At 74.6% G+C, this 14,860-nt stretch carries 17 protein-coding genes, 2 tRNA genes and 1 pseudogene; 11 read left to right on the top strand and 9 right to left on the bottom strand.

The window, feature by feature from the left end:
- The coding region (locus ABZV78_RS22720) for an expansin EXLX1 family cellulose-binding protein (RefSeq protein WP_355641507.1) at positions 1–837 on the top strand (837 nt) is incomplete at its 5' end.
- 69 nt (positions 838–906) lie between these two features.
- Here the strand turns inward: ABZV78_RS22720 and ABZV78_RS22725 are convergent.
- The 4 genes from ABZV78_RS22725 to bcp form a co-directional block, all read right to left on the bottom strand.
- Positions 907–1,446, bottom strand: a complete 540-nt coding sequence (locus ABZV78_RS22725; protein WP_355641509.1) for a GNAT family N-acetyltransferase — start codon at positions 1,444–1,446, stop codon at positions 907–909.
- 54 nt (positions 1,447–1,500) lie between these two features.
- Positions 1,501–1,587: transfer RNA gene (locus ABZV78_RS22730), tRNA-Leu, on the bottom strand.
- Positions 1,573–2,475 (bottom strand): HNH endonuclease, encoded by a 903-nt coding sequence (locus ABZV78_RS22735; protein ID WP_355641511.1) that lies wholly within the window; start codon positions 2,473–2,475, stop codon positions 1,573–1,575. Before ABZV78_RS22735 ends, ABZV78_RS22730 begins: the two co-directional genes overlap by 15 nt.
- A 31-nt stretch (positions 2,476–2,506) precedes the next feature.
- Positions 2,507–2,977, bottom strand: coding sequence for a thioredoxin-dependent thiol peroxidase (bcp, locus tag ABZV78_RS22740; protein ID WP_355641513.1), 471 nt, complete (start codon positions 2,975–2,977; stop codon positions 2,507–2,509).
- 123 nt (positions 2,978–3,100) lie between these two features.
- On the opposite strand from bcp, the gene ABZV78_RS22745 reads away from it, so the two are divergent.
- The 4 genes from ABZV78_RS22745 to ABZV78_RS22760 are packed head-to-tail and all read left to right on the top strand — an operon-like array spanning position 3,101 to position 5,790.
- A complete protein-coding gene (locus ABZV78_RS22745) occupies positions 3,101–3,820 on the top strand; it encodes an energy-coupling factor ABC transporter permease (RefSeq protein WP_355641515.1) in 720 nt (239 codons plus the stop codon).
- Positions 3,817–4,254, top strand: coding sequence for a PDGLE domain-containing protein (locus ABZV78_RS22750; RefSeq protein ID WP_355641517.1), 438 nt, complete (start codon positions 3,817–3,819; stop codon positions 4,252–4,254). Before ABZV78_RS22745 ends, ABZV78_RS22750 begins: the two co-directional genes overlap by 4 nt.
- 7 nt (positions 4,255–4,261) lie before the next feature.
- Positions 4,262–5,032: a cobalt ECF transporter T component CbiQ gene (gene cbiQ, locus ABZV78_RS22755; protein WP_355641519.1), complete on the top strand. Its 771-nt coding sequence runs from the start codon at positions 4,262–4,264 to the stop codon at positions 5,030–5,032.
- The gene (locus ABZV78_RS22760; RefSeq protein WP_355641521.1) at positions 5,029–5,790 is read left to right on the top strand and encodes an ABC transporter ATP-binding protein; all 762 of its coding nucleotides are present in this window, start codon (positions 5,029–5,031) and stop codon (positions 5,788–5,790) included. Before cbiQ ends, ABZV78_RS22760 begins: the two co-directional genes overlap by 4 nt.
- 1 nt (position 5,791) lies before the next feature.
- Here the strand turns inward: ABZV78_RS22760 and ABZV78_RS22765 are convergent, their stop codons facing one another.
- The 4 genes from ABZV78_RS22765 to ABZV78_RS22780 are packed head-to-tail and all read right to left on the bottom strand — an operon-like array spanning position 5,792 to position 8,733.
- Positions 5,792–6,880, bottom strand: coding sequence for a hypothetical protein (locus ABZV78_RS22765; RefSeq protein WP_355641565.1), 1,089 nt, complete (start codon positions 6,878–6,880; stop codon positions 5,792–5,794).
- Positions 6,880–7,596, bottom strand: a complete 717-nt coding sequence (locus ABZV78_RS22770; RefSeq protein ID WP_355641523.1) for a thioredoxin domain-containing protein — start codon at positions 7,594–7,596, stop codon at positions 6,880–6,882. Before ABZV78_RS22770 ends, ABZV78_RS22765 begins: the two co-directional genes overlap by 1 nt.
- The gene (locus ABZV78_RS22775; protein ID WP_355641524.1) at positions 7,589–8,110 is read right to left on the bottom strand and encodes a MauE/DoxX family redox-associated membrane protein; all 522 of its coding nucleotides are present in this window, start codon (positions 8,108–8,110) and stop codon (positions 7,589–7,591) included. The genes ABZV78_RS22770 and ABZV78_RS22775 overlap by 8 nt, the downstream gene beginning before the upstream one ends.
- 32 nt (positions 8,111–8,142) lie before the next feature.
- On the bottom strand, positions 8,143–8,733 hold the full coding sequence (locus tag ABZV78_RS22780) for a sigma-70 family RNA polymerase sigma factor (protein WP_355641526.1): 591 nt from the start codon (positions 8,731–8,733) through the stop codon (positions 8,143–8,145).
- 108 nt (positions 8,734–8,841) lie between these two features.
- Here ABZV78_RS22780 and ABZV78_RS22785 point away from each other — a divergent pair, with 108 nt between their 5' ends.
- The 4 genes and pseudogenes from ABZV78_RS22785 to ABZV78_RS22800 all read left to right on the top strand — a co-directional run.
- Complete coding sequence (locus ABZV78_RS22785) at positions 8,842–8,973, top strand: hypothetical protein (protein ID WP_355641528.1); 132 nt, start codon at positions 8,842–8,844, stop codon at positions 8,971–8,973.
- A 44-nt stretch (positions 8,974–9,017) separates the two neighbouring features.
- On the top strand, positions 9,018–10,700 hold the full coding sequence (locus ABZV78_RS22790; RefSeq protein ID WP_355641530.1) for a copper resistance protein CopC: 1,683 nt from the start codon (positions 9,018–9,020) through the stop codon (positions 10,698–10,700).
- 16 nt (positions 10,701–10,716) lie between these two features.
- Positions 10,717–11,451 (top strand): YcnI family protein, encoded by a 735-nt coding sequence (locus tag ABZV78_RS22795; RefSeq protein WP_355641532.1) that lies wholly within the window; start codon positions 10,717–10,719, stop codon positions 11,449–11,451.
- Positions 11,452–12,168: 717 nt separating this feature from the next.
- Positions 12,169–12,689, top strand: a pseudogene (locus ABZV78_RS22800) (hypothetical protein); the annotation flags it as partial.
- 48 nt (positions 12,690–12,737) lie between these two features.
- On the opposite strand, the gene ABZV78_RS22805 reads toward ABZV78_RS22800, so the two are convergent.
- Entirely contained in the window at positions 12,738–14,009 is a 1,272-nt protein-coding gene (locus tag ABZV78_RS22805) for a glycosyltransferase 87 family protein (RefSeq protein ID WP_355641533.1), read from the bottom strand.
- Positions 14,010–14,083: 74 nt separating this feature from the next.
- Between ABZV78_RS22805 and orn the strand changes: the two genes are divergently transcribed.
- Together orn and ABZV78_RS22815 are read left to right on the top strand one after the other, a co-directional pair.
- Positions 14,084–14,674 carry an oligoribonuclease gene (orn, locus tag ABZV78_RS22810; protein WP_355641535.1) on the top strand — a complete coding sequence of 197 codons (591 nt, stop codon included), beginning with the start codon at positions 14,084–14,086 and terminating at the stop codon, positions 14,672–14,674.
- Between the two features lie 102 nt (positions 14,675–14,776).
- A tRNA-His gene (locus tag ABZV78_RS22815) sits at positions 14,777–14,852 on the top strand.
- Positions 14,853–14,860: the final 8 nt, after the last annotated feature.

Below are 14,860 nucleotides of genomic sequence, written 5' to 3' on the forward strand. Positions count from 1 at the left end.
CTCCCCGCCTGCGCCGCACCGCCGGCCCGCGCCCTGCCCGCCGGGGCGCTCGCCGCCCCGCCGCTCGGCGGCACCGTCCACACCGGAAAGGCGACCTTCTACGACTCGAAGGGGGCCGGCGGCAACTGCTCCCGGCCCACCGCGCCCGCCAACCGGCTCTACGTGGCCCTCGGCCCCGGCGAGTACGCGGCCGGCGCGTCCTGCGGCGGCCACCTCGACGTGACCGGACCCAGGGGAACCGTCCGGGTCCTCGTCATGGACCAGTGCCCGGAGTGCGAACCCGGCCACCTCGACCTCTCCGCCGAGGCGTTCGCCCGGATCGCCGATCCGGTGCAGGGCGTCGTCAAGGTCAGTTACCGCGCGGTGGTCGACCCGCCGCTGCCCGGCCCGCTCACCTTCCGCGTCAAGGAGGGCGCCTCGCCGTGGTGGTTCGCCGTCCTGGTCGGCGACCACGGCAACCCGCTGCGCGCCGTCGAGGTGCGGCAGGGCGGCTCCTGGCGCGCCGCCGTCCGCCAGGACTACAACTACTGGCTCATCTCCTCCGGCGCCGGCCCCGGTCCGTACACCATCCGGGTCACCGACGTGTACGGCCACCGCGCCACCGCCACCGGCATCCGGATGCTCCCCGGCCAGGTCCAGCGCAGCACGGTCCGGATGTACGGCGCCGCCGCGCCCCGGTCGGCCACGCCCAGCCGCTCGCCGTCGGCCCGGCCCAGTCCCCGGCCGAGCGCCTCGGCCACCCCGTCGGCCACCGCGCCGCCCGGGACTCCCGCCGTGGTGGACGCGGCCGCCGCCCCGCCGGTCACCCTCGCCCCGGCTCCCGCCGGCTGCGGCTGACCGTTCTCGGCTCGCCGGTCCGCGTCGGCGTGGCCGGCTGGACGAACAGGCCCGGCACCGGAGGCGGAGTCAGGCCCCGGCGGCCTCCAGGTCGAGCCACATGAAGACCTCGTCCCGGTCGTCGCCGGGGGCGAGCCGCAGCGCTCCGGGCAGCCGCCCGACCTCGCGGTAGCCGAGGCGCTCGTAGAACCCGCCGAGGCCCAGCCCGTCCCGGACCGTCACGTGCAGCGCCGCCAGGCCCAGCTCCCGGCCGATCCGCTCGGCCTCGCGCATCAGCGCCGCGCCGTAGCCGCGCCCCTGCGTGTCGGGGTGCACCATGACCCGCTTCAGCACCCGCCAGTGCGTCTTCAGGTGGAACCGGTTGTCCGCGATGATCAGGACGCCGACGAGGCGGTCCCCCTCGTAGCCGAGCAGCAGCCGGTCCGGCCCGTCGCTGATCGCGGCGAAGGTCGCCGCGGCCGTGGGCCGCACCTCGGCCTCGGTCACGGGGGCGACGAAGCCGACGGCGCCGCCGGCGTTGGTCACGTCCACCCAGAGGGCGATGATCTGCTCGCGCAGCTCAGGGGTGAGATCGGGGTCCAGGACGAAGCGCAGGTTCACGCCCGCCATCCTGCGCGAGACGACGCGACGTGAACCCCGTTCGTGACCTTCACGACATCGGACTGGTGCGGGAGAGGGGAGTCGAACCCCCACGTCCTTTCGGACAATAGGACCTAAACCTATCGCGCCTGCCTGTTACGCCACTCCCGCAGACCTGCTGAGTCTAGAGCGTCGGGCCTCCAGCGTGGCGAGCCCAGCCTCCCGGAGAATCGCCTGGACGGTGCGATGACTGATCGCCGCGCCGGCGCCGGAGGCATCGGTCAGCGCCTCGGCGATCTTCCGGGATCCGGCCTGGGGGTGCGCGAGTGCGAACCGGATGACGGAATCCCGGAACCTGTGCTGGATCGGCCGGTCACGGACGCGCGGTGGCGGTGCGATGGTTCCTGTCGCTTCGAGGCGCCGCCGCATCCTGCTCACGTGGTCTCTCGTGCAGCCGAGGAGGCGGGCGGCCTCGACGGTCGTCACGTGGCTGGCGCTGACCTCCCGGACCAAGGTCTCGGCATCCGGCGGCGGTCCGTCGCCTGATTCGCTGCAAGCCGCCGAGACGCCCGGCGAGGCTGGCGCGTCGACCGGCGTTCGGACGCGGCCGGCGAAGGTTGCCGTCTGGCTGTGGCAGTTGGGACACAGTAGCCGCAGGTTGGGCGGCCGGTTGTCGAGCCGGTCACCGTTGATGTGGTCGACGTGGAGGATGAGTGGAGCGTCCTGCCACCTCGGGCCGAGGCCGCAGATCTCACATCGTTCGGGCACGCCGATGGCAGCCAGGGCGCGCCGGAGCCGGAAGCCGGGCGTTCTGACCGCGTCCGGTGGCAGCCGAACCAGAGTCTCCGACGGTGCCTGCCGGTGACCCTGCGCGCCGCGGCTGTGCCCCTGCCCGGTGAAGTGTGAGGTGTCGATGCCGAAGCGCTTCAGCTGCCGGCTGATATGGGCGTGCGATCCGCCGCTCATCCGTATTCCCAGCAGCCGAAGCACCTCGGCGATGCTCCGTGCCTCCGCCGCTGCTGACGAAAGAGCCTCGGGAGAGTATTTGTATCGAGGCATGCGCGCAGGGTAGCGGCGGCGTGCGACAGGTTCAGTCGAGGCCGAGGTCCCGGCGGAGCTTGGCGACGTGCCCGGTGGCCTTGACGTTGTAGAGCGCCCGCTCGATCTTCCCGTCCTCGTCGACGACGAAGGTCGAGCGGATCACCCCGGTGACGGTCCGGCCGTACATCTGCTTCTCGCCGAACGCGCCGTACGCGGTCAGCACCGCCTTGTCGGTGTCGGCGACCAGCGGGAAGGTGATGCCGTCCCGGTCGCGGAACTTGGCCAGCTTCTCGGGCTTGTCGGGGGAGATGCCGACCACCTCGTAGCCGGCGGCCTGGAGCGAGGCGAGCGAGTCGCGGAAATCGCAGGCCTGCTTGGTGCAGCCGGGCGTCATGGCGGCCGGGTACGCGTACAGGATGACCTTGCGGCCGCGCAGGTCGGCCAGGGACAAGGTCCCGCCGCTGTCGGTGGGGAGGGTGAACTCGGGGGCGGGGTCGCCGGGGTTCAGGCGGTCGGTCATGGCGCTGACGATACCGCCGCCGTCCGGCCCGGGGTGGGTGGCGACGCGCCGCCCCGCGTGATGATCACCATGGCTTGTTGCAAGGGATTGGCAACAACGTCCGCACGCAAATAAGCTCAGCGCGTGGAAACCCTGGCGATGCACATCTCGAACGGGATCATCGACGGTCCCGTCGCCGCGGTGTTCGCGGCCCTCGCGCTGGCCGTGCTCACCGTCTGCGTGCTGCGCGGCCGCCGTGACCTCGACGACCGGCTGGCGCCGATGGCCGGCCTGGTGGCCGCGTTCATCTTCGCCGTGCAGATGCTCAACTTCCCGATCTTCACGGCCGGGGTCAGCGGCCACCTGCTCGGCGGCGCCCTCGCCGCCCTGCTGGTCGGCCCGTGGGTCGGCGCGCTCTGCGTCGCCGTGGTGCTGGTCGTGCAGGCGCTGGTGTTCGGCGACGGCGGGGTGGCCATGCTCGGCCTCAACATCACCAACATGGCGATCCTCGGCACCGCCGCCGCCTACCTGCTGATCGCGCTGCTGCTGCGGGTGCTGCCGCGCACCCCGGCCGGCCTCGCCGTCACGGCCTTCGTGTCCGCGCTGGTCAGCGTCGTGGTGGCGTCCCAGGGCTTCGTGCTCCAGTACTGGCTGGGCGGCACCACCGACCTGGGCGGCAACCTCACCGGGCTGGCCGGCACGATGGCCGGCGTCCACCTGCTGATCGGCATCGGCGAGGGCCTGATCACCGCGACCACCGTGGTCACCGTCGCCAAGGTCCGCCCCGACCTGGTCTACGCCCTGCGCGCCCTGAAGCCGGCCGTGCCGGCTCCCGCCGTCCCGGTCGCCGGAGGTGCCCGATGAGCAAGCGTTCCTGGCCGTTCGTCCTCGGCGGCCTGCTGGTCGCCCTGCTGCTGGCCGGCGTGGTCAGCAACTACGCCTCGGCGCACCCGGACGGGCTCGACTCGTCGCTGCTCAAGGGCTGCACGGTGAACGCCGACGACGAGATCACCGGCGGCAGCTGCCCGGCGCAGGAGGCGAAGGAGCACGAGCTGGCCGACAGCCCGCTCGCCGACTACGGCGTGCGCGGGGTGGGCGACGGCTTCCTCTCCACCGGCCTGTCCGGCGTGCTCGGCGTGCTGCTCACCTTCGCCCTCGGCGGCGGCCTGTTCTGGCTGGCCCGCCGCCGCGGCCCGGCGACCGGCCCGGCGACCGGCCCGGCGACCGGCCCGGCGACCGGCTCGGCCGGCCCCGCGAGCGACCCGAGCGCCGAAGAGCGCCCGGCGCGCACCCGCTGAGCCGCAGATGGGCGCCGGTCACACCCACGTGCTCTACCGGGAGTCGTCCTCCCCGGTGCACCGCCTCCCGCCCGAGGTGAAGATCGCCGCGATGGTGCTCTTCACCGTCGCGGTGGTCGCCACCCCTCGCGAGGCGTACTGGGCCTTCGGCGGGTACGCCCTGCTGGTCGTCGCGGTGGCGGCGCTGGCCCGGGTGGGGCCCCGCTGGCTGCTCGCCCGGGCACTGATCGAGCTGCCGTTCGTGCTGTTCGCGTTCGCGCTGCCGTTCCTCGGCACCGGGGAACGGGTCGAGGTGGCCGGGTTGAGCCTCTCCGTCGACGGGCTGCACGGCGCGTGGAACATCCTGGCCAAGGGCACGCTCGGCGTGCTCGCGTCGCTCCTGCTGGCGGCGACCACGACGACGCGGGACCTGATCGTGGGCCTGGACCGGCTGCGCTGCCCGCAGATCCTCACCCAGATCGCCACCTTCATGCTGCGCTACCTGGACGTGCTCGTGGGGGAGGCCCGGCGGATGCGGGTGGCCCGGGTGTCCCGCGGCGACGACCCGCGCTTCCTCTGGCAGCTGCGCGGCTTCGCCGCCGGGGTCGGCGCGCTCTTCCTGCGCGCCTTCGAGCGGGGCGAGCGGGTCTACCTGGCCATGGTCTCCCGCGGCTACACCGGCCGGATGCCGGCGGTGTGGCAGGGCGCGGGCGCGGCCACCGCAGGCCAGTGGGCGGCCGCCGCGACCGTGCCGGCGATCGCGGTCTCCATCGCCGCCGTCGCGCTCGTCCTGACATGATCGGGTACGTGCAGCAGCCGCCCTCCCTGGACGTCCGTGGCGTCCGGTACGCGTACCCGGACGGTCACGTCGCCCTGCACGGGGTGGACCTGACCGTGCCGCGCGGCGACCGGGTGGCACTGCTCGGGCCGAACGGCGCCGGCAAGACCACCCTGGTGCTGCACCTCAACGGGATCCTCACCCCGACGGAGGGCACGGTCAGCGTCGGCGGCCTGGCGGTGAGCCGGGACCGGGACACCCTGGCCGAGATCCGCCGCCGGGTGGGCATCGTCTTCCAGGACCCGGACGACCAGCTCTTCCTGCCCACCGTCGCCGAGGACGTCGCGTTCGGGCCGGCCAACCTGGGGTTGCGCGGGGCGGAGCTGGCCGCCCGGGTGGACGAGGCGCTCGCCGCCGTGGGGATGAGCGAGCACCGGGACCGGGCGCCGCACCACCTCTCCTTCGGGCAGCGCCGCCGGGTGGCGGTGGCCACCGTGCTCGCCATGCGCCCGGAGATCCTGGTGCTGGACGAGCCGTCGTCCAACCTCGACCCGGCCGCCCGCCGGGAGCTGGCGGAGATCCTGCGCGGCCTCCCGGTGACCCTGCTCATGGTCACCCACGACCTGCCGTACGCGGCGGAGCTGTGCGACCGGGCGGTGATCCTGGACGCCGGCCGCATCGTCGCCGACGCCCCCACCCTGGACCTGCTCTCCGACGACCGGCTGCTCGCCGAGCACCGCCTCGAACTGCCCTACGGCTTCGTGCCCCGCCCGTCCTGAGTCAGCGCGCCACGGGCGTCGCGGGAGTGCCCGGCGCCGCCCGAGAGGCGGCGCGCAGGCGCAGGAGGCCGGCGGCGACCGCGCCCGCGCCGGTGGCCAGGGCCACGGTGACCAGGACGCGGGCCAGGGTGGGCGGGCCGGCGACCGGGGCCACCGAGCGGGACAGGACGGCCAGGTTCGACACGCCGGCGAACAGGGTCAGGCAGGCGCCCGCCAGGGCCAGCGCGAAGTCGGCGGCGGGGCGGCGGGCCAGCGCGTACCCGCCGGCGGCGAGCGCGCCGAGCGCGGTGAGCAGCGTCCACAGCTGCCCGGAGAGCAGTTCGAGCAGCACCCCGCCGGCCCCGGCGGCGCCGGTGTCCACGGCCTTGCCGACGGTGAACGCGACGGTCGCCGCCCCGCCCAGGGCGAGCAGCGCGCCCACCCCGCGCAGCGCGCGGACGCCGGTGGCCGTGCCGGCCGGGACCAGCCCGGCCGCGCCGATCACCAGGAGACCGAGGGTGGCCGCCACCCACCAGGGGTACGCGTCCGGCGGCGGCACCCAGTCCAGCGTGCCGCGCACCTCGACCGTCCCGGTGCCGGCGCGCAGCGGCACCACCCAGTCGCGGACCCGCTGCTCGCGGCCCGGGTCGGCGGCCACCTGGGCGGGCGGGTCCGACTCCAGCCAGAGGGTCCGCTGGTCGTGCCAGCGGGCGGTCGGACCGTCGGAGATCCGCCGCCAGGCCGGCGCGGCCGCCGGGTCGGCCTCGGGCGGGAGCTGGGTGTCCCCGGCGAGGGTGCGGTTCAGGTAGGTGGCGGGGGAGCGGCTGTTCTCGTACACCCCGGCGGGCCCGATCCGCAGGTACGGCTCGCCGGAGTAGCCGAGCACCTCGACGTCGGCCCCGGTGTGGTTGGTCAGCTCCAGCCGGGCGCCCGCCTCGACCATCCGGGCGGTGAGTCCGGGCCGGGCCGGGCCGATCCCGGTGACCTCGGCCCGGTAGTCGGTGCCGTCGGGGGCGTCCGCGCCGTGCGCGGCGGCCGGGGTGGCCAGGGCGAGGAGGGCGGTGAGCGCGGCGGTGACCACCAGGCCGGCCCGCCGCAGCGGTGCGGGGATCACTTGCCGGCCGCCTCCACGGCCGCCCTGATCCCCTCGGGGCTGCGGTCCTCGACGTCCTTGCCGTTGACCCGGATGGTGGGGGTGCCGGTCACGCCGGACTTGCTGGCGTCGTCGGTGACGTGCTCGGTCCAGCCCTTGTACTTCCCGTCCTGCACGCAGGAGCCGAAGTCGTCCCGGTTGAGCCCGACGCCGGCGCCGATGTCGATCAGCTCGTCGTCGCTGAGCCCGGCGCTGCCCTCGGCCGGCTGCCGGGCGAAGAGCTGGTCGGTGAACTCCTTGAACTTGCCGCCCTGGGCGGCGCAGCCGGCGGCGGCCGAGGAGCGGGTGGAGTACTCGGTGGTGGAGAAGCGGTTGAGGAAGGCCACCGGGTGGAAGTTCACCCGGATCTTCCCGTCGCTGATCAACTGGTTGATCGTCGCGCCGCTGGTCTCCTGGAACTGCTTGCAGACCGGGCAGAGGTAGTCCTCGTAGAGGTCGACGGTGACCGGGCCCTGGCCGAGGACGATGGCGGTGCCGGGCGGGTTGGCGCCGGGCGGGGTGGTGAAGGTCTCCGACTTCTGGCTGGAGTAGACCGCCCAGCCGATCAACCCGGCGATCACCAGCACCGCGACCGCGGCGACGGAGGTCCAGATCGTGCGGGTGCGCCGCTTCTCCCGGGCGAGCTGGGCCCGGACCACCTGGGCGGCGTCCTTCCGCCCCTTGCGACTACTCATCCTCGACCTCCACGGTGTCGCCCGCCAGCCAGCCGTCCACCGAGAACGGAGTGCGGGGCCAGATCAGCAGGAACCCGGCCATTACCAGGAACCCCAGGTCCCGGAGGATCTCCGGGAGGTAGCTCGGGGCCTGGCCGGCGGCGAGCTGGCCGCCGCTGCCGAAGCACCCGCAGTCGATGGCCAGGCCGCGGGACCAGGCCGAGGCGATGCCGGTGATGAAGACCAACAGCAGCGCGGCGGAGACGCCGGCGGCCACGCGGGTGGCCAGGCCGACCAGCAGGAGCACGCCGAGCGCCAGCTCGACGAAGGGCAGCGCGGCGCCGATCACCGTGGCCAGGTCGTACGGCATCACCTGGTAGGCGTTGACCGCCCGGCCGGAGGCGGCCAGGTCGTCGATCTTCGAGCCACCGGCGACCAACCAGACGGCGGCCAGCCCGAGGCGGGCCGCGATGCCGAGCCAGGGCCGGACGGCGGGCCAGCGGGCGGCGCGGGTGCGGGGTGCGGTCACGATCATTTGTCGTCCCGGATCCGAGGAAAGTTCCACGATCAGCCGGTCAGCGCGTCGCCGACGGCCTCGACCAGCTCGTCGCGGGCCCGGGCGACGCGGGAGCGGATGGTGCCCACCGGCACCCCCTCCACCGCGGCGGCCTCGGCGTACGACAGGCCGAGCAGCTGGGTGAGCACGAACGCGGACCGCCGTTCGGCGGGCAGCCGGCGGACCAGGTCGCTGGCGCCGAGCTGCCCGGCCGGGTCCGGGTACGGCCGGTCGGTGGCCGCGTGCGCGGCGAGCCGCGCGTCCAGCCGCCGGCGGCGGACCACCGTGCGCAGGTGGTCGGCGCAGGTCCGCCGGGCGATGCCGAGCAGCCAGGTCCGGGCGGTGGACCGCCCCTCGAACCCGGGCAGCGCCCGGAACGCCCGCAGGTACGTCTCCTGGGTCAGGTCGTCCGCGCTGTCCGGGTCGACCAGGGCGGCGGCGAACCGCCACACCTCGGCCTGGGTGGCCCGGACGAAGGCGGCCTGGGCGGCCGGATCGCCGTCCCGGGCGGCGAGCGCCCAGTCGGTCGCGGCGTCCCGCGCAGCCTCGTGCGCCGCCGTCGCGGGGCGGCCGGCGGAGGTGTCGCGCGGGGCGGGGATCACGTCAGACGAGGTTACGCGGCGTACCTGTGCCGGACAGGGTCCTTCGGCCCAATCCGTGGTCCCGCCCACGCCGGGAACTTTTCCGGTCCGCCCGCCGACTACCCGTTCATGACGTGCGACGACGTACGCGTGGCGCTTCCCGCCGGCCGGGGCGGGGAGGACCCGCGGGCCCGGGCCGGGCGGCTCCGGGTGGCCGGCGAGCCGGAGCAGCGGCCGGCCACGGCGCCGGGACGCGGATGAGGTCGGGTCGCCGGACGCCGCACGGTTCGGGAAGCATGATGGTCATGACTGCTGCCGTACGCCGCCGCCCCGCGGCCGTCGCCGACCGCCCCTGGGCCGCCCGGCTGGGGACCGCCGCCGGCCTGCTGGTCACCCTCGTCGCCCTGCTGCTGGCCCCGGCCACCCCGGCCAGCGCCCACGCGGTGCTGGTGAGCAGCAGCCCCGCCGCCTCGGCCGTGGTGCCCAGCGCGCCCGCCGAAGTGGTGATCACCTTCAGCGAGGGGGTCCGCAAGGTCCCCGACAAGGTCCGGGTGATCGCCCCCGACGGCTCCCGGGCCGACCGGGGCGAGCCCACCTTCAAGGGCGCGGTGGTCACCATCCCGGTGGACCCGTCCGGCGCGCGCGGCACCTACCTGGTCAGCTACCGGGTCATCTCGGCCGACAGCCACCCGGTCTCCGGGGCGTTCACCTACTCGGTCGGCGCGCCGTCCACGCCGCCGACCGACAGCGGCGCGGACACCCGGGCGAACCCGGTGGTGGGCAACGCCGTCAAGGTGGCCAAGTACCTGGGCTACGCCGGGCTGCTGCTGCTCGTCGGCCCGGCCCTGGTGCTGGCCGCGCTCTGGCCGCGCCGGCTGTCCCGGCGCGGTCCCGCCCGGCTGGCCTGGTCGGGGCTGGGCCTGCTGGCCGTGGCGACCCTGGCCGAGCTGTGGCTCCAGGTGCCCTACACCAACGGCGGTGGCCTGTTCGACGTCACCGGCTCCGGCTTCGGCGACGTGCTGGGCAGCGCCTACGGCACCGCGCACCTGGTCCGGCTCGGCCTGCTCGCCGCGGCGGCGTTCCTGCTCCGGCCGCTGTTCGCCGGCCCGGTCGGCCGCACCGACGGGATCATCCTGGCCATCCTCGGCGGGGCGGCGCTGTTCACCTGGCCCCTGGCGGGCCACCCGGCCGCCTCGCCCGCGCCCGCCGTGTCGGTGGTGGTGGACGCCGTGCACCTGGGCAGCATGGCCGTCTGGCTGGGCGGCCTGGTGATGCTCGCGGCCTTCCTGCTGCGCCGGGGCGACGAGCGGGAACTGGACGCGATCCTGCCGATCTGGTCCCGCTGGGCGGCGCTCGCGGTGGCCGCGCTGCTGCTCGCCGGCACCGTGCAGGGGCTGATCGAGGTGGCCACCCCGAAGGCGCTGGTCGACACCACGTACGGGCGGCTGCTGCTCGCCAAGATCGTGCTGTTCGCGCTGGTGATCGGGGTGGCCGCGTACTCCCGGGCGCTGGTCCGGCGGCGCACCGCCGCGGGGCGCCCGGGCTCGATGCGGCGGGCCGTGATGGCCGAACTGGCGATCACCGCCGTGGTGCTCGGCCTCTCGGCGACGCTGGTGCAGACCACCCCGGCCCGGACCGCCTCGGCCGACGTGGCCGGCGCCCCGGCCGGCTACTTCTCCACCACGCTGAGCAGCCCGCTCTACTCGCTGCAGGTCGAGCTGGACCCGGCCGAGACCGGCAGCAACTCGCTGCACCTCTACGCGTACACCAAGGACAACCGGCCCCAGCCGGTGCAGGAGTGGAAGGCCACCGCCGCGCTGCCGTCGGCCGGCATCGAGCCGATCACGATCCCGCTGCTGCCGCTGACCGACAACCACGCCTTCGGCGAGATCAACCTCCCGGCGGCGGGGCAGTGGCAGCTCCGCTTCACCGTCCGCACATCCGAGATCGACCAGGCCACGGTGACCGCCACCGTGCCCGTCAAGTAACGGAAGGCTCACCCACATGATCCGTCTCCGGCGTCCCGCAACTGCCGCCGCGCTCACCCTCGCCGCCGTGGCCACGGCCGTGCTCGGCCTGGCCGGGCCGGCCTCGGCGCACGTCACGGTCAACCCGAAGGAGGCCGCGCAGGGCAGCTACGGCCGCTTCGCCTTCCGGGTGCCGAACGAGAGCGACACGGCGTCGACCACCAAGGTCGAGGTGAACCTGCCGGAGAACGCGCCGGTCGGCTCGGTCTCCACCATGCCGGTGCCGGGCTGGACGGTGGCGGTGGAGAAGCGCAAGGTCGACCCGCCGATCGAGGTGCACGGCAGCCAGCTCACCGAGGCGGTCTCCAAGCTGACCTGGACGGCCGCCCCGAACGGCGGGGTCAAGCCGGGCGAGTTCCAGGAGTTCCCGGTGTCGATGGGCCCGCTGCCGCAGGTCGACCGGATGGTGTTCAAGGTGCTCCAGACCTACTCGGACGGCAACGTCTCCCGCTGGATCGAGGAGCCCACGCCGGGCGCGGAGGAGCCGGAGAACCCGGCCCCGGTGCTCACCCTGACCGCCGCCACGGCGTCCGCCTCGCCGGTCGCCAGCGCCCCGGCGGCCGCCGCCGACGACGATGACGACGACGCCGACGCCGACACGGGCGCGGCCACCGCGTTCGGCGTGGCCGGTCTGGTCGCCGGCCTGGCCGGCCTGATCCTCGGCGGGCTGGCCTTCCTGCGTACCCGCCGGGAGCCCGCCGCGAAGTCGTGACCCGCGTCCGCGCCGCCGGCCCGTCGACCGTTCCGGGTCGCGGCGTGGCGTCAGACACGCCGAGCCGGAATGGTCCCCCGGATCTTCCGGCGGGCCGGCGGCCTTTCCGCGGTTCTTCGGGTGCGTGCCGTGGATATCCGGCGATCGTCTGGCCGGCGTCGGTAAGGTCGGCCGGGTACTTCGCTACCGAGGGGGACGACGCGAATGCGTTTCGTGCGCACGATCGCCGGCATGCTGCTGCTGACCGTGGGGATTCCGGCTCTGCTGGCGGGCGCCGGGCTCTGGCTCGCCGCGCGGCACACCGACCCGGACGGCGGGTTCGCCGCCCGCTTCGAGACGATCCGCACCCCCGCCCGGGCGGTCGTGGTGACCGACGTGGACGCCCTGCTCCGCGCCGAGGCGCCGGTCGCCCGGGCCGGGCAGGCCCGGCTGCGGCTCACGGCGCGGACCGCCGACGGCCCCGCCTTCCTCGGCCTCGCCCCGACCGACCAGGTGCGACGGTGGCTGGCCGACGTCCCGCACGCCGCCGTGCGCCGGGTCGCGCTGGCCCGCGGGCCGCTGCCGGTCCGCCTCGACCCGGCCACCGCCGGCACCGCCGCCGCCGTCCCGCTCGGCCAGGACTTCTGGGTACGCGAGGGGATCGGCGCCCTGGAGTGGAGCCCGGCCGAGCTGGCCGACCGGTCGCTGAGCCTGGTGGTGATGCGGCCGGACGGGCGGGCCGACCTGGCCCTGGACCTGCGCGCCGAACTGCGCGCCGGCTGGTTCCCCGGGGTGGCCTGGGCGCTGCTGGCCGGCGGGACGCTGCTGGTGGTCCTCGCCGTGGTGCTGCTGCTGCGCCCGGTCCGCCCGCGCGAGGTGGTCTTCGTCGTCGAGCCGGACCAGGTTCCGGTGCTGGCCGGCCGGCTGGGGGTCAGCTCGCTCAGCGGGCTGGGCCGGCGGCCGGAGCCGTCCACCCTGCCGGATCGGCAACTGGTCTCCGTCGGGTCGGCGCCCGCCGAGCGGTCCCGCGCGGCCATCGGCCCGGTGCCGAGCCGGCGGCCGGGGAGCCTCGCCGACCTGCCCGACCCGGAGTGGTCGTGGCCCCCGGTGACCACCGCCGGGACGCCCCGCCCGGTCCGGCCGGCCCCGCCGGTCGACGAGTGAACCGGCCCTCCGACGGCGGGCGGCCCTCCGCGCTGCCGACGCGGAGGGCCACCGTCACCGGGGGATCGGTGCTACCTGGGAGAAACCTGAGGTAGTTGGGACCAGATTAGCGCCGAACGCCGCTTGTCGCGAGGTCTGTCCAGTTAGTGCAAGTTCCCGGCCGCGGTCCCGGCCCGCTCCGGCGCCCGCCGGCGGCTCGGCAGCACGGCCAGCAGCAGCAGGCTGAGCAGCACGTACGCGTTGCGGGCGACGAACTCGCCCGGGTTGTCGGTGCGCGCCGGTGCGACACCCCAGTCCTGGAAGGTGACCACCCCGTAGACGATCACGAAGCCGGTGCCGACGGCGAGGACGAGCAACCAGCGCCGCCGGCGGGCACCCTCCACCGTGTCCCGGTCGGCGGCCAGCGCCGCGTCGACCAGCACCACCACCGCCGGGATGAACCAGTAGAGGTGGTGGGTCCAGGTGATCGGGCTGACCAGCCCACCGACCAGGCCGGTCAGGGTGAGGCCGGCCAGCGCGTCCCCGGCCCGGGCCGCGCGGGCGGCCCGCCACAGCCCGTACCCGGCGACCAGCAGCGCCAGCAGCAGCCAGGGAAGCTGGCTGGGCTTGTCCGGCGCGGTGATCCGGCTGAGCAGGCCGAACAGCGACTGGTTGCCGGTGTAGTCGGTCCGGCCCACCCGGTCGGTCGCCCACAGCTCGTGGGTCCAGAACCGCCACGAGTCGCCGGGCGCGACCGCCGCCGCGAGCAGCGTGGCCAGCGCCGCGGTCACGGCGGCCACCACGGCCGCCCGCCAGCGCCGGGTGGCCAGCAGGTAGAGCACGAAGATGCCGGGGAAGAGCTTGAGCGCCGCCGCCAGTCCCACGCCCACGCCGGCCCAGCGCCGCCCCTGAGGTACGGCGAACAGCAGGTCGCTCAGGATCAGGACCACCAGCAGCATGTTGATCTGCCCGAAGGTGAGCGTCTCCCGGGTGCTCTCCACCGCCAGGACCAGCAGCACGGCGACCGTGACGGTGAACAGCCTGGGCAGGTCGTGCCGCCGGACCACGGGCAGCACCAGCCAGCGGGTGGTCACCACCACGCCGACCACGGTCAGCACCGTGAAGATCGCGATGGTGGCGCCGAGCGGCAGCAGCGCGAACGGCCGCAGCAGCAGCGCCGCGAACGGGGGATAGGTGAAGTAGAGCGCGCCCTGCACCCGGTCCGGCTGGACGTAGTCGTAGAGCGGGTGGCCGGCCGCCCACCAGTCCATCGCCCGCATGTAGATCTTGAGATCGAAGAAGTCGTGCACCAGGCCGGGCAGGTAGAGCGCCGGCAGCACCGCCGCGAGCGCCACCACCGTGACCAGCCGACGGGCCGTACGCCCGCCCGGATCGTCGTCGGTGACGGCGGGTGGCGCGACGGGTTCGGCTGGCACGGGAAAACCCTAGCGGTCCACCTCGGCGAGGGTGCTTCAGGCGCGGGCGGGTCGGCGGCGCGTAGTCTGTTGCGGTGGCTGATCTTCTCGTCTGGATCGACTGTGAGATGACCGGGTTAGACCTCGGCCGGGACAAGCTGATCGAGGTCGCCGCTCTCGTCACCGACCCCGACCTCAATGTGCTGGGGGAGGGCGTCGACGTGGTCATCCACGCCGACGAGGCGGCGCTGGAGGCGATGCCGGAGATCGTGCGCACCATGCACGGCAAATCCGGCCTCACCGAGGAGGTGCGCCGCTCCACGGTCACCCTCGCCGAGGCCGAGGACATGGTCCTCGACTACGTCGCCAGCCACGTGAAGGACCCGCGGACTGCCCCGCTCTGCGGCAACTCGATCGCCACCGACCGCGGCTTCATCGCCCGCGACATGCCCCGGCTGGACGCCCACCTGCACTACCGGATGATCGACGTCTCCTCGATCAAGGAGCTCTGCCGGCGCTGGTACCCGCGGGTGTACTTCGGGCAGCCCCAGAAGGGGCTGGCCCACCGGGCGCTGGCCGACATCCGGGAGAGCATCCGCGAGCTGGAGTACTACCGGCGGACGGTCTTCGTGCCGCTGCCCGGTCCGGACGTGGAGAGCGCCAAGGCGATCGCCGCCCAGCTCTGAGCCCCGCCGGGCGGGCCGCCCGGAACCCGGTGGACGGCGCCGACAGGGGTGTGGCTATTATTAGTCCGCGCCCCGCCCGGGTCGACCGGCGCGGAGAGCATGGTGGCTGTAGCTCAGTTGGCAGAGCACCGGGTTGTGGTCCCGGTTGTCGTGGGTTCAATTCCCATCAGTCACCCCAGATGACGA

Origin of the sequence: Micromonospora sp. NPDC004540, assembly GCF_040610095.1 — a bacterium.
GTDB lineage: Bacteria > Actinomycetota > Actinomycetes > Mycobacteriales > Micromonosporaceae > Micromonospora.

Coding starts and splice junctions, on each gene's coding strand:
- ABZV78_RS22750 (WP_355641517.1), top strand. CDS start 3,817: ATGAGCAAGCGTTCCTGGCCGTTCGTCCTCGGCGGCCTGCTGGTCGCC.
- ABZV78_RS22770 (WP_355641523.1), bottom strand. CDS start 7,596: ATGAGTAGTCGCAAGGGGCGGAAGGACGCCGCCCAGGTGGTCCGGGCC.
- ABZV78_RS22735 (WP_355641511.1), bottom strand. CDS start 2,475: ATGCCTCGATACAAATACTCTCCCGAGGCTCTTTCGTCAGCAGCGGCG.
- ABZV78_RS22785 (WP_355641528.1), top strand. CDS start 8,842: ATGACGTGCGACGACGTACGCGTGGCGCTTCCCGCCGGCCGGGGCGGG.
- ABZV78_RS22775 (WP_355641524.1), bottom strand. CDS start 8,110: ATGATCGTGACCGCACCCCGCACCCGCGCCGCCCGCTGGCCCGCCGTC.
- ABZV78_RS22760 (WP_355641521.1), top strand. CDS start 5,029: ATGATCGGGTACGTGCAGCAGCCGCCCTCCCTGGACGTCCGTGGCGTC.
- ABZV78_RS22790 (WP_355641530.1), top strand. CDS start 9,018: ATGACTGCTGCCGTACGCCGCCGCCCCGCGGCCGTCGCCGACCGCCCC.
- ABZV78_RS22795 (WP_355641532.1), top strand. CDS start 10,717: ATGATCCGTCTCCGGCGTCCCGCAACTGCCGCCGCGCTCACCCTCGCC.
- bcp (WP_355641513.1), bottom strand. CDS start 2,977: ATGACCGACCGCCTGAACCCCGGCGACCCCGCCCCCGAGTTCACCCTC.
- cbiQ (WP_355641519.1), top strand. CDS start 4,262: ATGGGCGCCGGTCACACCCACGTGCTCTACCGGGAGTCGTCCTCCCCG.
- ABZV78_RS22725 (WP_355641509.1), bottom strand. CDS start 1,446: ATGGCGGGCGTGAACCTGCGCTTCGTCCTGGACCCCGATCTCACCCCT.